At 39.3% G+C, this 15272-nt stretch carries 13 protein-coding genes and 2 pseudogenes; 9 read left to right on the top strand and 6 right to left on the bottom strand.

The window, feature by feature from the left end; translation table 11 throughout:
- Nucleotides 1–73: 73 nt before the first annotated feature.
- From RL70_RS17650 to RL70_RS14730, 4 genes and pseudogenes are all read left to right on the top strand, one after another.
- Nucleotides 74–253, top strand: a pseudogene (locus RL70_RS17650) (ATP-binding protein); the annotation flags it as partial.
- Between the two features lie 350 nt (nucleotides 254–603).
- Nucleotides 604–1251, top strand: a complete 648-nt coding sequence (locus tag RL70_RS14740; RefSeq protein WP_039044161.1) for a TVP38/TMEM64 family protein — start codon at nucleotides 604–606, stop codon at nucleotides 1249–1251.
- 146 nt (nucleotides 1252–1397) lie between these two features.
- Complete coding sequence (locus tag RL70_RS14735) at nucleotides 1398–1712, top strand: hypothetical protein (protein ID WP_039044160.1); 315 nt, start codon at nucleotides 1398–1400, stop codon at nucleotides 1710–1712.
- A gap of 299 nt (nucleotides 1713–2011) precedes the next feature.
- A complete protein-coding gene (locus tag RL70_RS14730; RefSeq protein ID WP_197054129.1) occupies nucleotides 2012–2287 on the top strand; it encodes a YqhV family protein in 276 nt (91 codons plus the stop codon).
- Between the two features lie 121 nt (nucleotides 2288–2408).
- Here RL70_RS14730 and RL70_RS14725 read toward each other — a convergent pair whose 3' ends face one another.
- Nucleotides 2409–2705 (bottom strand): hypothetical protein, encoded by a 297-nt coding sequence (locus tag RL70_RS14725; RefSeq protein WP_039044159.1) that lies wholly within the window; start codon nucleotides 2703–2705, stop codon nucleotides 2409–2411.
- 335 nt (nucleotides 2706–3040) lie between these two features.
- On the opposite strand from RL70_RS14725, the gene RL70_RS14720 reads away from it, so the two are divergent.
- The 3 genes from RL70_RS14720 to RL70_RS14710 all read left to right on the top strand — a co-directional run bounded on the left by RL70_RS14720 (nucleotide 3041) and on the right by RL70_RS14710 (nucleotide 6263).
- On the top strand, nucleotides 3041–4429 hold the full coding sequence (locus RL70_RS14720; protein ID WP_039044158.1) for a TldD/PmbA family protein: 1389 nt from the start codon (nucleotides 3041–3043) through the stop codon (nucleotides 4427–4429).
- A gap of 2 nt (nucleotides 4430–4431) precedes the next feature.
- Entirely contained in the window at nucleotides 4432–5775 is a 1344-nt protein-coding gene (locus RL70_RS14715; RefSeq protein WP_039044157.1) for a TldD/PmbA family protein, read from the top strand.
- A 236-nt stretch (nucleotides 5776–6011) separates the two neighbouring features.
- Nucleotides 6012–6263, top strand: a complete 252-nt coding sequence (locus tag RL70_RS14710; protein ID WP_039044156.1) for a phage holin — start codon at nucleotides 6012–6014, stop codon at nucleotides 6261–6263.
- A 162-nt stretch (nucleotides 6264–6425) separates the two neighbouring features.
- Here the strand turns inward: RL70_RS14710 and RL70_RS17645 are convergent.
- Nucleotides 6426–6728, bottom strand: a pseudogene (locus tag RL70_RS17645) (peptidase M42); the annotation flags it as partial.
- Nucleotides 6729–6980: 252 nt separating this feature from the next.
- Between RL70_RS17645 and RL70_RS14705 the strand changes: the two are divergent.
- The gene (locus RL70_RS14705) at nucleotides 6981–8273 is read left to right on the top strand and encodes a globin-coupled sensor protein (RefSeq protein WP_039044155.1); all 1293 of its coding nucleotides are present in this window, start codon (nucleotides 6981–6983) and stop codon (nucleotides 8271–8273) included.
- A gap of 67 nt (nucleotides 8274–8340) precedes the next feature.
- Here the strand turns inward: RL70_RS14705 and RL70_RS14700 are convergent, their stop codons facing one another.
- The 4 genes from RL70_RS14700 to RL70_RS14685 form a co-directional block, all read right to left on the bottom strand.
- Nucleotides 8341–9396, bottom strand: a complete 1056-nt coding sequence (locus RL70_RS14700; RefSeq protein ID WP_039044154.1) for a M42 family metallopeptidase — start codon at nucleotides 9394–9396, stop codon at nucleotides 8341–8343.
- Between the two features lie 305 nt (nucleotides 9397–9701).
- Nucleotides 9702–11348: an amidohydrolase gene (locus RL70_RS14695; protein WP_039044153.1), complete on the bottom strand. Its 1647-nt coding sequence runs from the start codon at nucleotides 11346–11348 to the stop codon at nucleotides 9702–9704.
- Between the two features lie 234 nt (nucleotides 11349–11582).
- The gene (locus RL70_RS14690; RefSeq protein WP_039044152.1) at nucleotides 11583–12272 is read right to left on the bottom strand and encodes an LrgB family protein; all 690 of its coding nucleotides are present in this window, start codon (nucleotides 12270–12272) and stop codon (nucleotides 11583–11585) included.
- Nucleotides 12263–12646: a CidA/LrgA family protein gene (locus tag RL70_RS14685; RefSeq protein WP_039044151.1), complete on the bottom strand. Its 384-nt coding sequence runs from the start codon at nucleotides 12644–12646 to the stop codon at nucleotides 12263–12265. Before RL70_RS14685 ends, RL70_RS14690 begins: the two co-directional genes overlap by 10 nt.
- 311 nt (nucleotides 12647–12957) lie before the next feature.
- Here RL70_RS14685 and RL70_RS14680 point away from each other — a divergent pair, with 311 nt between their 5' ends.
- Entirely contained in the window at nucleotides 12958–15078 is a 2121-nt protein-coding gene (locus RL70_RS14680) for an ATP-dependent Clp protease ATP-binding subunit (protein WP_039044150.1), read from the top strand.
- Nucleotides 15079–15272 lie beyond the last annotated feature (194 nt).

The following is a 15272-nucleotide window of genomic DNA, read 5'->3' as shown; positions in this document are numbered from 1 at the left end:
TGCAGATTTATACGAACAAAAATCAAAAGGGTTGGAAATCATTTCGATTTCCAACCCTTTTGTCTACAGTCTGAAATTGTTTGAACGGTTTTTTAGGGGAGATTAGGCGAGAATAGATGCACAAGGGGCTGGCCTTGGGCTTTCGATTTCCAAAAGAATCGTAGAACTTCATAATGGCAAAATTCGTGCGGAATACAAGGATGGTTGGATGAATTTTACTGTTGAACAACCTGTACAGAGTAAAGATGTATAAGACGCTCTACAAGTGAAAGACTATGTGTGTTAGGGTGATGAGCCACATCTTTCTGGATTAGGGAACAAGGTTTTTGGCGCGTATCAGTTAAAACGATAGAACATGTGATGTATAGGTAATATCTATACATCCCTTTTTATTTCGGAAACGATTCTTTTACTCAAGATTCCGTGTCATTTGCCAATCAGAATTGTAGGTAAGCACTGTGGTTCATTCCTTAGATTACTTAAGTAAATTCAATAAGCCCTATATATTGAAAAACTTAAGAATCCTTAATGATTTCAAGGTGTATTTCTTAATCTTCCTTTCTTACTATGTATATATGGAAAGACTTAAGGAGAAGAGAAAATTTGAAAAAGAATTTTATTATAGTTGCCATTTGGATTTTATTTGTCTGTATATTAAATTACTTAGATTTAGTGACACTTGATGTGAATACGGTGAAAGAGTTCGTTTCCAAAAACAAGAATTATGCACTCTTATTATTTATAGCTCTATGGATTATTAGGCTTTTATTTCTTATCCCAGGTACAACTCTTATGATTTTAGCTGGAGTATGCTTCAGTCCAATTGACGCTTTTCTATTATCAACAGTAGGAATCGTAGTGAGTGAAAGCTTGGTTTATGTAATTGCTAAGAGTTTTGCTGGTAATAGGTTGAAAAAGTATTTAATGAATCGACATTCGGAGTTGAACGGTTTGTTGGAAACTCACAATTACAAATTTCTAGCACTAGGAATTATTTGTCCGATAGCACCAGCCGATGTAATCTGTTTTTTATCAGCTTCCGTAGGTATAAAATATTTAACCTACATGATAACCATAATTATTGCGAGTACTCCTCTTAGGATATTATATAGTTATATTGGCAGTAGCCTTACTGAATCTACAGGTGGTCTAGTCTTTGTTATAGGATCATTAGTATTTGTATTTGCGGTGTCAATTAAAATTTGGAACTCTCTTAAGAAAAAGCAGAAAAATGAGATGCCACAATCTTAAAAGAGAAGTACACGAAACAATAATGAATGTTTGAGCAATCACGAAGGTTATAGGCGCAGGTACGCTATTGTTTTGTATAATGTACAACAGAGGTGATGACATGTTTAACAGTAAAAAAGAAACGGAAATCAGTGGGGGACAGACTGATGGCGTTCGGAACTAATCGTACAGAATTGAGTGCTTGGAAAGAGGCGGTCCGTGCTGGAGAGATTGCGTTTCTTACCCATTACTGGCTAGATGACCGTTTTCCGGGTTGCAAGACTGTGACAAAGGTAGGCTGTGCGAATCTCGATCGCCTGATGGAGTGGGGACAAACATATGGGTTAAAGCCTGAATGGATTGACTACAAAAAAGATTACCCCCATTTTGATCTGTTCGGGAAAATCGAAGTGGAGGCATTGCTGGATGCTGGGTTTGAAGAACGTGTGGAACGGTTTAACTTGATGAAAAAGCCTGAGTGATATGGTTGGCGAACACATAAGTTTCATGTGCAAATAGCTAAAGTTAATTCAGCCTAGCAGATCCATTCTGCTAGGCTGTTTTGTTCGCGTTAATTTTATAAAATTACAGGGAAATTCATGAATGTTTGAATGAAAAGTAAGACCTGGTGTAAAGGCATTCAGATTCTAAATTGGCATTTAAGTCAGTGGATGAATAATATCAGACGCTACTCAGAACTGTTTCCTAGTTATACAACGGAAGGTCTTTCAAATATTGCGTGGACAGGTTGCATATAGTAAGTGTGAATACTACAGGGGATGTGGTCACAGTTATTGAAAGGGCGTTACTTTTTATCATTTTGTTAAGGGTGATTTCAGGGAGTATAGAAATATCAGCTGCTGCATTAATGTACAAGTACAATGATTTAGAGAAGGCTTTCTACATTAATAGCATGCTCGCTTTAGTGGGCCCAGTTATATTGGTTGTCACAACAGGGGTTGCACTGAGTGGGCTCACTGAAAAGATCTCTTTGACGAGGATTGTCTGTCTGTTTGCTGGTGTTTTACTAATCATATTTAGTTTGAAGTCCAAGTGAGAGCTTTTACGGGAAGTAAATTAAAAGGTTGCTGCGTCCGAAACAGACATGAATGATTTAACAAACATGAAAGTTTGGTGCGCAGCATACCTTACTAACTATTTTTGACTGTATGTACAAATCACTTTTTCAAACGCTGAATTTCATCAGCTACTACAAATGCTAGGTCGTCATTTCCGAACATTTGGAGAACATCCAGCATCGTTTCGTTGTCGATGTGAAGTTCGTCAAATCCATCATCATTTTCCAACACTTCTTTTAAGAGTACATTTAACGGTTGTGCTGGGTATGCTTTTTGATAGAGAGTTTGTGAGTCAAGGTCATGATTGGCACACCATTGGACAAATAGTCTCACCATAAAAGTTTCATCTTCTTTATACTTCTGAATGATTTGTTGATCGATATTTTTAAATTCCATTGTCTAATCCTCCATAGTGAAGTTATGAGTCTAAGTATAAACGATAAGTTGAATATCTAAAACGAATGTCATTTCTCGTCTGAATATTATTAGATTGACTACTTATGTAATAGTTCATGAAAATTGAGATATTCCTGAGAATACAATGGAAGGCTGCCTAAATAGAAGGTGGCCATTTTCACGTGGAGCATAGGACGTGTGTGTGCTTTGCCGGTTTTGACGGTGGCTAATTCTGCTCTGTACTAGTAGTGGGGGATTATAAAACTGAATAGTTACCTAAATCAATGTATTCTAACAAAATGTAGGTTATAATCCAAATGGAGGGGGAATGAGGAATGATTAAACAATCCATTATAGAAAATGTGTTAGAAGCCGCGTTATCGACTGGCGGTGATTTCTCTGAGGTTTTCATAGAAGACAAGTTTGTGAATTCGATTGAGTTACAAAGTGACAAGATTGAAAGAAGTATATCGGGGCGTGACTTCGGAATTGGTATACGGATTTTCTCAGGACTTCAAAATGTGTATACGTACACCTCTGACTTCACTGAAGAGGGGTTGATAGAAGCGGCGAAGCGAGCTGCTCTAGCAATTAGTGGAGGCGGAAATGGGATTATCCATCCCTTACAAAAGGAAGTTATAAAACCGATTCATACCATTGCTCAACTGCCACAAACCGTTGAGAATGCGCGCAAAGTAGCAGTGATGAGAAAGGCGAACGAAATTGCAAGAAATTATGACGAGCGCATCCGCCAAGTGGGACTTCGTTATTATGATGAGGAACAGAATGTCTTAATTGCCAATTCAGAAGGCAAGTTCGTAGAGGATAAACGTGTCCATTCACGACTTGCGATTCAATCGACAGCTTCAGAAGGTGCGGAAATGCAGAGTGGGTTCTACGGTCCAGGAGCACATGCTGGTTTTGAATTCATCGAAAATCTGGATCTTCAACATTACGCAGGAGAGGCGTCACGTATTGCAGTGACTATGCTTGGTGCGGATGAGTGTCCAAGCGGAAAGTTCCCGGTAATCATAGACAATGAATTTGGTGGTGTGATTTTCCATGAAGCGTGCGGCCATGGACTTGAGGCGACATCGGTGGCGAAGAACACCTCTGTATTCGCGAATCGCATCGGTGAAAAGGTTGCTCCTGATATCGTGACGTATATTGATGATGGGACGCTCCCGAATGAGTGGGGCTCTCTGACAATTGACGATGAAGGTGAAAGAACACGTAAAAATGTGTTGATCGAAAATGGGATTTTAAAAGGGTATATGATTGATAAATTCAATGCGCGTCGCATGAATGCGGAAGCGACTGGCTCTTCTCGTCGGCAATCGTATCGATTTAATCCAACTTCACGGATGACGAACACGTATATTGCACCAGGGAAATCGACACCAGAAGAAATCATTGCATCTACAGAAAATGGGATTTACGCGAAATATATGGGTGGCGGTCAAGTGAATCCAGCAACAGGGGATTACAACTTTGCCGTTGCTGAAGCGTATTTGGTGAAAGATGGTAAGATCGGTCGTCCTATTCGTGGTGCAACGCTTATTGGGAATGGTGCGAAAACTTTGCAGCTAGTCGATAAAGTCGGCAACAATTTGGCGCATGGTGCAGGGATGTGTGGGTCTGTCAGTGGTAGTCTCCCCGTAAATGTCGGCCAACCCATGTTGCGTGTCAGTGAGATTACCGTTGGCGGGACAAAGGGGGAATAACAATGGACATTCAACTATTTCAGGAAGAACTTTTAAAAAAAGCACAGGATGTTGGTTTTCATGAGGCAGAGGTTTACTATGAAAAATCTAACTCGTTTCAAGTGAAGATATTTGAAGGGGAAATTGATAGCTATGAAACTTCTGAAGAAGGCGGTGTTGGATTCAGAGGCTTGTACAATGGGAAAATGGGCTATGCGTACACAGAAAAAATTGATGATGATTCCATTTCTTTCTTAATCGAGGGTGCAAAAGCGAATGCAGACGCGCTCGATGAAGATGACGGAACGGATATCTTTGGAGGAAGTGAACACTACTCAGAGCACTCCCGTTATAGTGATGAGCTTGCGAATGTCTCAATTCCAGAAAAAATCGCTTTTATAAAAGAAGTAGAAAAGAAAACTCTCGCTTATGATCCACGTATTGTCTCGGTAAATTATTGTGTACTACAAGACTTTTCACAGGATCGAGTTCTTACAAACAACAAAGGACTTTCTTTACAAGACAAAACGAATGGACTTATTGTTTTCATTTACGCCGTTGCTAAAGATGGGGAAGAAATGAAGACAGGTGGCGCGGTGCGATTGACAAGAGATTTCAATTCCTTGGATGCTGATGAGATTGCTAATGAAGCAGGGAAAGAAGCAATTTCAAGTTTAGGAGAGAAATCGATTCCATCACGGAAGTATCCGATTATTATGCGACATGATGCATCGGCTTCTTTATTAGCAGCATTTACACCGATCTTTTCCGCTGAAGAAGCGCAGAAAGGCCAGTCATTGTTGAAAGACAAAATTGGTGAAGAAATTGGAGCGAAAAACTTTAGTCTTGTAGATGATCCTTTCCATCCTGAAGCGTTATTAGGTAGAAATTTCGACGGAGAAGGCGTTGCAACTAAAAAAACGATTATCATCTCGGATGGCACCTTAAAAACACTTCTTCATAATCGGAAAACTGCTAAAAAAGAAGGCGTTGACTCAACAGGTCATGCAAGTAAAGCGTCCTATAAGAGTACGCTATCCGTTGCACCTGATAATCTATACATTGCCCCAGGAGAAGAAAGCCAGGAAGAATTGATGGCTACAATAGAGGAAGGCGTGTTAATCACAGATTTGTCGGGCCTTCACTCAGGAACGAGTACCATTTCAGGTGATTTCTCGGTGGCCGCATCAGGCTTCTATATTAAAGATGGAAAAATCGCGTCTCCTGTGAAACAAATGACTATTGCAGGAAACTTCTATGACTATATGAATGGAATCGTATCGGTTGGATCTGATTTGAAATTCGTTCCGGGCGGGTACGGTTCACCTTCTGTAAAAGTGAAAGAACTGTCAGTAACAGTGGATTAAAAGGAATGTTGTTTTAAAGCACAGGTGGAGAAAGTAATCCTGAATGTGAAAAAGGTTCCTTTAAGGGGATTACGAGATCAGAAATTAAGAGTTAACAGGCATTGCTGGACATCCCTCATAGGATGTCTTTTTTTCTATGCATAAAATAGATAGTAGCCAATGGAAGATGTATAAAAAGATGGTATACACACGCTCACATTTCTTCTGAAAGAGTAGCTAAGAAAGGAGGGATTCAAGTGAATGCAGATAAATTAAAACAGTATATCGGATTGTTTGGTGGTTTGGCTTCAGCTGTCTTTTTGTTTTTACACACGATTGGTATTCAGTTCACCTGGTTCAATCCAGCAAGCATTGGAGCCTTCTCTGGTGTACTAGTGGCGGCAATTCCATTTGTTCTAATTGTTTATGGTGTATATAAAAACTCGTACATCCTAACGGAAAAGGCTAAAAAACAAGAAAAGGAATTGAAAAGGAGAGGACTAAAATAAATTTGAAATAAAGCCAGCATCTCCATTGGTTTTTTTACTTCATCTCTTTGACTGTAAGAAATGTGCATGCACCTAATTAGAAATCCACAACAACTATATCCTCGTAAAGAATATTAAAAACCAGCGACCCGAGAAAAAGGTCGCTGGTTTTACACTGTAGTATTAATATCGCTGCATATCCGATTGCACATAATGATAGAGTAATTGCAATGTGCATTCCAACGACTCCTCATGCGTGCGTTCAAACGCGTGAGAAGAATCAATTCCTGGTCCAATCAGTCCGTGGATGATGTCATGTCCTGCTTTGATAGCTGCGGATGCATCTGAAGCATAATACGGATAAATATCAAGCTTGTATGCAAGGTCGTTCTTTTAGAATAACTCAAAAAATGCAGTTTGCCAGTCTAAGATGATACGGCCGCTCGCGCACTATCTGCATATGGAAACTGTGTATTCATCCGAAGATTAGTCTTCTCACATGGTCCCACATTGGTGATAGTTGCCTATGCAAAGTACAACTAGAAGTTAAAATTGTGAGACGGCAGCAATTGAAAGTAGAAACAGAATAGATACGTGGTGCCTTTTAGTTCATAAAATGACATGGTATACAACACGCGAAAATAAGTCTAAGGTCATGAATATAATTAATTACTTTTTGTTGCGGGGGTGGTATGATATACCCTGATCGTAAATTAGGGTAGATTGGCGGGAACTTCTTTGATTTTTAAAAAACAGAAAAAAACAGGTGTTAAGGTGTTAAGTGACAAAGCTAAGTCGGAATTATACATACCTAAGGATACCGATATTGAAAATCAGTTAAACATGATTGACTTAACAAAAGAAGATCTTCGTATTATCAATTGCCTACAACCATTTATTATTGAGCAGATTGATCCAATTATGGATAGGTTTTATAAAAACTTAGAAAAGGAGCCTTCATTGGTAAATATCGTCAATAGTAATAGTTCGACCGATCGATTGAAATTAACTCTTAAACAACACATTACTGAAATGTTTGATGGGGTTATTGACCATACGTATTTTGAAAAAAGAATCCGTATTGCCCAAATCCATTATAAAATTGGGTTAAAAACAAAATGGTATATGTGTGCATTTCAGGATCTTCTTCTATCCTTACTGAATATCATTGATGAGAATATAGAGGATAAAGAAGAATGTGTTCTAGCGATAATGGCTGTATCCAAAATATTGAATATTGAACAACAACTAGTTCTTGAAGCGTATGATAATGAGATTGATAAAGTAAGAGATCAAGAAGAAAAAGAACAAAATAGGATAAAAGACAAAGTAACTAGTGCTTCGGAAAACCTTGCGGCTATATCTGAAGAAACCAATGCTTCATTTCAACAACTAAGATTTCAGTCAAATGAAATTGCTAACATGGCTAATGAAGGCTCAAAATTGTCCACTTTGGCAAAGGAACGATCCTTGAGAGGGAAAGAACAATTGAACCATCAAAGTACAAATATGGAGAATATCAATTTCTTTGTCAATGATATATCAGGAGATGTAAAATCATTATTTGATATATCGTCCAGAATGCAAGGGATTATAAAAATCGTAACTGACATTGCAGACCAGACTAATTTGTTAGCACTTAACGCTGCAATAGAAGCAGCGCGTGCAGGGGATGCAGGAAAAGGTTTTGCGGTTGTAGCTGCAGAGGTACGTAAACTTTCCGAGGAAACGAAAAAATCAATTATAAATGTATCTACATTGATTTTAGATACAAATTCTCAAACGGAGAAGTTAACTCAATCAATCGAAAAAATAAGGACTGCGGTAAAAGAGGGAAATAGTAGGATGAACGAAACAGAAGTTCAATTTGAAGAGATATTAAAAACGATGGACGAGACCGAACATCAAAACAACACTATTGAAAATGAGCTCGTTTCATTTGTTAATGTAGTCAATGATTTAGGTAAAGCCTTCGAAGATGTCTCTCTATCTGCAGACAGTCTTATCTTGATTACGCATGAAATGATTTAGATATCTAAACATAAGGAAACCCAATGCCCTGAAAAGTTACAGGTCACTGGGTTTTTCGTTTTGACTATTAATATCGCTGCATATCCGACTGCACATAATGATAGAGCAACTGCAGCGTACAATCCAAGGACTCCTCATGAGTACGTTCAAACGCATGGGAAGAATCGATACCTGGACCTATCAGACCATGGATGATGTCATGTCCTGCTTTGATAGCTGCGGATGCATCTGAAGCATAATACGGATAAATATCAAGCTTGTATGCAATGTTATGTTGCTTCGCTAACTCAACAAGTGAATTACGCAGACCTATATGATAGGGGCCGCTGCCATCCTTAGCGCAAATGGATACTGTATATTCATCCGTAGATTGGCCATCTCCCATAGCACCCATATCGACCGCTAGATACTCAACAGTTTCAGCAGGTATGTTGGAGTTACCACCATAACCGATTTCTTCATTGTTTGATATTAGGAAATGTGTTGTATAAGGTAGCGTGATTTTTTCTTCGTGAATTTGTTTAATGAGCTGAAGTAGAATAGCGACACTGGCTTTATCATCCAGATGACGTGATTTGATGAACCCATTGTCACAAATCTCAACACGTGGATCGAGTGACACGAAATCACCCACTTCAATACCAAGTGCACGGACTTCTTTCTCATTCTCGACTTTAGCGTCAATACGCACTTCCATATTCACTTTGTTTCGTTCTGCTTTGCCAGCATCTTTATAGACATGTACAGATGTTTGATGCATTAAAATCGTACCTGTAATTGTTTTGCCCGAGGATGTGTGAATCTGACAATATTCACCCTCGATTGAATTGTAGTTATAGCCGCCTATCAAATCGAGGCGCAGACGTCCATTGCTCTTGACCTCTTTCACCATAGCGCCCAGCGTATCGACGTGTGCAGTAAGCATCCGGTGCTCTTCGTTGTTTTTACCTGGTAATGTAGCAATGAGGCCGCCTTTGCGGTTGCGCTTTGTTTCTACATTGTATTGCTTCAAGTATCCCTCAACAAAAGCAATTACCTCTTTTGTGTAGCCTGATGGGCTTGGAATTGATACGAGTTGTTGGATAAGTTCTTTTGTTTCAGCTGTGTCTGGTTTATACGTCATATGTATTCTCCTTTCGAAATGGTTCGTCTATGTAAGTTTATCGTTTTATAAAAATTGTAACAACTATTCAGGTTGATAATTTAAGGTGAGAATTTAATGGGGGGAATTCATGAAAATACATTCATAGGAAACAACGATGTGATTCAAAACACATAGATGGGGGGCCAGGGAATGACTCGGATAAAATATAGAAATCGTAAAGAAGTAGTAAGACAGTATAGAATAGAAAACACCAGGTGCTTTCACACCTGGTGAATGTATTAGAAATCTGCTAATAGAGTGATAGCTACAGTGAAATTTAGTCTTCACACTCGTTCATATACGAGTTCTCCATCGATAACGGTAGCAAGTACGTTTATATCTTTAATGTAAAGAGGGTCAATGGAGGTTGGGTCTGCGTCTAAAACTGCGAAATCTGCGCGCTTGCCGACTTCAATGCTGCCTGATGACTCCTCATCGAAATTGAGTTCTGCACCGTAAATCGTCATCGATTTTAGTGCTGTAATGACGTCACACTTTTCATCCTCACCTAGAACATGACCTTCCTTTGTCAGGCGATTGACTGAAGCCCAAATTGAGAACAAAGGAGAGATTGGTGTAATGGGACAATCGGAATGTACTGTAAATCGTATGCCTTTTTCAGAAGCTGTTTTCAGGGGATTCATGTTTTTAGCACGTTCAGGTCCGAGAAATAACCGCTCATGCCGATCGCCAAAATAGTAAACATGATTTATGAAAAAGGAACTGGCAACGCCGAGTTCTTTCATCTTATTCAAATCTTCAATAGTTGCAGTTTGAGCGTGTTCAATACGGTGGCGATGATCGCGTTGAGGGGTATTTTGTAGTGCATACTCATACCCTTTCAAAATCGATTCAATTGCTTTGTCCCCATTTCCGTGGATGGCGATACGAAACCCTCTTTGATGGAAATTCAATAGCTGCTCATTCAAGGAAGTCTGCTCGTGGATAAGCGTTCCGGTAAGGGATTCATCACAAAAATAAGGTTCTCGTAAAGCGGCGGTCAAACCTTGTATTGATCCATCTTGAAACAGCTTCACCCCATCTAAGCTTACACGGCCATTTGACTTCTCCTGTATTTCTTCATCAAGTTCCTTCGCCGAATAGTGACTAAACATCCCATCGTCTTGTAAAAGAGAATGGATGATCAACAACTGAGTGCGCATAGGATTTACATTCGTTTTTCCTGCTTTTAAATGAACATCCAATTCCTTACGAGGGTTATTAGACATACCTATAGCTGCAACTGTGTTCATAGTAATACCTTGGGCAATGTATTCTTCAGCTGCTTGACCAAGCAATTCAATCAAATCTTCTTCTTTTTTTTCTGGGATTGCTTGACTGACAGAGGATGTCGCTGCATGTTCATACAACACTCCATTTAAACGCCCATCGAGATCCCTTCCGAAATGACCCTTCGAAGAATCTTCAATGTCTTCAGGTACCTGTGCTAGTGATAGTGCTAGTGAATTAGCTACTGCTATATGACCGGAAGAATGGTTGATGTAGACAGGATGATTAGGAGCAGCCTGATCAAGTTCCTTCCTAGTCGGGTGACGTTGTTCCGATAGAAGTGTATCATCGTACCCAAATCCTTGTATCCATTGACCATCCGGTAGTTGTTCCGCTTTGGAAGAAATCTGGTTTAATAGATCATCGATGCTCTGATTGAGTGGTGAACTGCAATCTACCATATCCCTCAATAACGCATAAGACAAAATGTGGTTATGAGTGTCGATGAATCCTGGTATTAAGGTTGCTCCTTCTAAATCCATGATTTTTGTGCGATCAGAAATTGCTATTGTACCTGCAGGGGGAGTAGGTGTATCCCAAATATCTGTAATTCGTCCATTTTTCACCGCTAAAGAACGGGCTTGTTCATTATTAGCATTTAGTTTTAAAATTACGGCATTTGTAATAATTAAATCTGGCACATTGCATCCTCCTTGTACACATTATTCAAATTAATATGATGTACATGCTACTTTACTATGAATTTATACGTCAAGCTTTTAGAATCATTATGGCTTGTTAAATGTCCCTATATGAACAATTAATCTTCAATGTCTTTTATCGAGCAGATATAAGGTCAATTAAATGGCCATTCTATTAGTTTCATCACAAAAAAACGCGCCTCGTAAAGAGACGCGTTAACAATAATGATTTTATCAATAAAATAACAATGCAATCATAGGTCCAAGTAACGATCCGAAAATTGCAGAGAGTGTCATGGCGACAGAACTCAACGAAGCTTCCTGCTCACCGTATTCAATCGCTTTTGACGTTCCGATTGCGTGGGTTGCAACGCCTAACCCAATTCCACGGCCAAGTGTGCTGTCCAACTTAAAGAACGCGAGAAAATAGTGGCTAAGTAGTACACCGCTGATTCCCGCAATAATGACAAACACAGCTGAAAGTGCCGGAATTCCACCTACTTGCGTCGCAATTTGCATCGCAATCGGAGTCGTAATCGATTTAGGCAAAATGGATAAAACTAGTTCTTTTGAAAACCCTGCACTTTTCGCGAGCCACACACCAGTAACCATGCCTGTTAAACATCCAACCAAAACTCCAGTTATAATCGGATAGATTTGACGTTTTAACAAATCTCTTTGTTTATATAACGGAATTGCCAACGAGACTACGGCAGGGCCGAGTAGCTTATCGATCCACTGTCCACCAAACATATATGTTTCATAAGGAATATTAAAAAGAACTAGAATCACGATAATGACGATTGTAGTTGTAATAATAGGTACTAAAAACGGCAAATGGACCTTCATGTAGAGTACAGTCATTGCAAAATAGACCGCAATCGTCAAAAGTATGAATCCAAATGTAAGGATGATCAGTTGCATTCAGATTCCTCCTTCCTCTTGTCCAACCGCTTCGCAATCGATTGGCTTATAAAACTAGCCACGCCCATCGTTAAAAACGTACTAACAATCGTGATGGGGATTAATAAGCTGCCTTTCCCAGAAAAGAAATGACCATAATTCATGATGGCAACTGTCGCAGGGATGAAAAATATAGGCAAAACCGATAACAGGGAATGTGCTCCGGATTCTATCCATTTTAACTTTAGAAGATTTGTGCTTAATGCTCCCCATACTAACAACAGCCCTATAATGCTACCTGGAAGCGGGATGTGGAAGAAGTCATGTAACCAGCTTCCGATTACATAAAATCCATAAAGAAATGCTACTTGAATCAGCTTAATAAGAATATTCATAGACTGCTAATTCCTTCTTTCATCAGTTTCGAATGAGTATGTGTTGAAAGATACTGCTAAGTAGTTAATCTTACAACTGTTTTACTCTGTTCATTAATTATATAAAAGAGCTTCAACCAAACGCAAAAGACATTGTTTTCAGTGTTTTTTAAAAGAAATTGTGATTTGAATGCTTGAAGAACATGACATAACTTATTAAAACAACACAAGCAAATTTCTTGAATGTCAAATAAGGTCAGCGTAAAATAGAGTCAAGGTTAAAGATAGTCAAAGTCAAATCAAATTTTTAAAACATTAAGGAGGAACTTAATATGAAATGCCAACATTGTGAAAAAAACCAAGCAACTATGAGTTTACGGCTACAAGTGAATCAGCAAGCGATGCAGGTAAATCTATGCAGTTCCTGCTTTCACGAATTAAATGGCCAACTTAGTGCGGGCAACGTACCATCATTCTCAAATGAATCTAATCAGGCAAATGGTGCGAAACAAACATATACGCAAGTGAGAGAGCCAGAAAGTCACGAACCAGGGTTATTAGACCAATTGGGTAAGAACTTATCTGACGATGCGCAAGAAGGATTAATAGACCCAGTCATAGGACGTAATCAGGAAATTAAGCGCGTGATCGAAACTTTAAATAGAAGAAATAAAAATAATCCAGTTCTGATTGGGGAACCAGGTGTAGGTAAAACGGCGATTGCTGAAGGGCTTGCAGTGAAAATTCATGAAGGTGATGTACCAGCGAAATTGCTAAACAAAAAAGTATACGTGCTGGATGTTGCATCACTAGTTACCAATACGGGAATCCGAGGACAGTTTGAAGAGCGGATGAAGCAGTTGATTGAAGAATTGGAAATGCGTAAAGATGTTTTGTTGTTCGTGGATGAAATTCACTTACTAGTTGGTGCTGGAAAAACCGAAGGATCTCAGATGGATGCAGGAAATATCTTAAAGCCAGCTTTGGCTAGAGGCACGTTACAACTGATCGGGGCAACAACACTTAATGAATATCGACAAATTGAAAAAGATGCTGCTCTCGAACGTCGATTCCAGCCAATCATCGTTAAAGAACCCTCTGCAGAAGATACGTTTAAGATTTTGAACGGTATTAAAGATCGATACGAAAACTTTCATGGCGTAAGCTATTCAGATGAAGCGGTACAAGCATTTGTGTCGCTATCACAACGCTATATCCAAGAACGGTTTTTGCCGGATAAAGCAATAGACCTGATGGACGAAGTGGGAGCACGATTAAACCTGGAACAGACATCAGCTGGTGATTCAGACTCAATTGAAATGCGCCTGCAAGAAATTGTTCAACAAAAAGAGCATGCAGCAGATCAGGAAAATTATGAAAAGGCAGCAAACTTGCGAGCAGAAGAAGTGCAATTACGACAAAAATTAGATGAAACAAAACAAAATGGAGAAGCAGGGCATTCTGAAGTAGCTATAGCGGATATTGAATTGATTGTAGAAGAGAAGACGGGTATTCCGGTGACGAAACTTCAAGCTGCAGAGCAAGCGAAAATGAAAGGACTTGCCGAAAACCTTGGCAAAAAAGTCATTGGTCAGTCTGAAGCGATCGAAAAAATAGCAAAAGCGATTCGTCGCAGTCGGGCTGGTTTGAAGTCAAAAGATCGCCCAATCGGATCGTTCTTATTTGTGGGACCTACGGGCGTTGGTAAAACAGAAATCACAAAAGTATTGGCGGAAGAGCTATTCGGTTCTCGCGATGCGTTAATCCGTCTGGACATGAGTGAATATATGGAGAAACATGCGATTTCCAAAATCATTGGTTCACCTCCGGGTTACGTTGGTCATGAAGAAGCCGGTCAATTGACGGAACAGATTCGCAGAAATCCCTACTCAATATTGTTACTCGATGAAATTGAAAAAGCACACCCCGATGTGCAAAATATGTTCCTTCAAATTATGGAGGACGGTCGATTAACCGATTCACATGGTCGTACAGTAAGTTTCAAAGACACGGTCATCATTATGACAAGCAATGCAGGAACAGGCGTTGCTAAAAAAGTGAGCGTTGGATTTAATCAGACAGAACATGAGTCGGTGACGATGCTAGAAACGTTAGGTGATTATTTTAAGCCGGAATTTTTGAACCGTTTCGACGCGATTGTTGCATTCAATGAGTTAACAGAAGAAAACTTGCTAGAGATTGTAGATTTGATGCTGTTAGATCTTCAAGATAATATTGAAGAAAATGATATCAACCTCAACATCACACTAGAAGCGAAGCAATCACTCGTGAAGTTAAGCTATGACAAACGTTTCGGGGCTCGTCCACTACGAAGAGTGATTCAAGATAAAATCGAAGATCCTCTGACAGATCTTTTATTGGAGAATGAGTCTGTTGGTAAAGTGAATGTCGACTTAGTTGAGGATGAGATTGTTGTACAGAAAGTACTGTAAATAGTCGTATTCTGAAGTAAAATGATTGGTTAGTTAGATAGTTATTTGGGTAACCACCTTTCATGCTTATCAGTGAGCATGCAAGGTGGTTACTTTTTTGTTTGTGTATTCTTCAGAGGATATGGTGCATTTTGTCATCTATATAAGCAAGGGGGTCTCCTATAGAACCTTGCGTACATTTCAAGTTAGTCTAT

This window comes from Sporosarcina sp. ZBG7A (assembly GCF_000813425.1).
GTDB lineage: Bacteria > Bacillota > Bacilli > Bacillales_A > Planococcaceae > Sporosarcina.
This window is presented reverse-complemented; position numbering and strand designations above follow the sequence as displayed.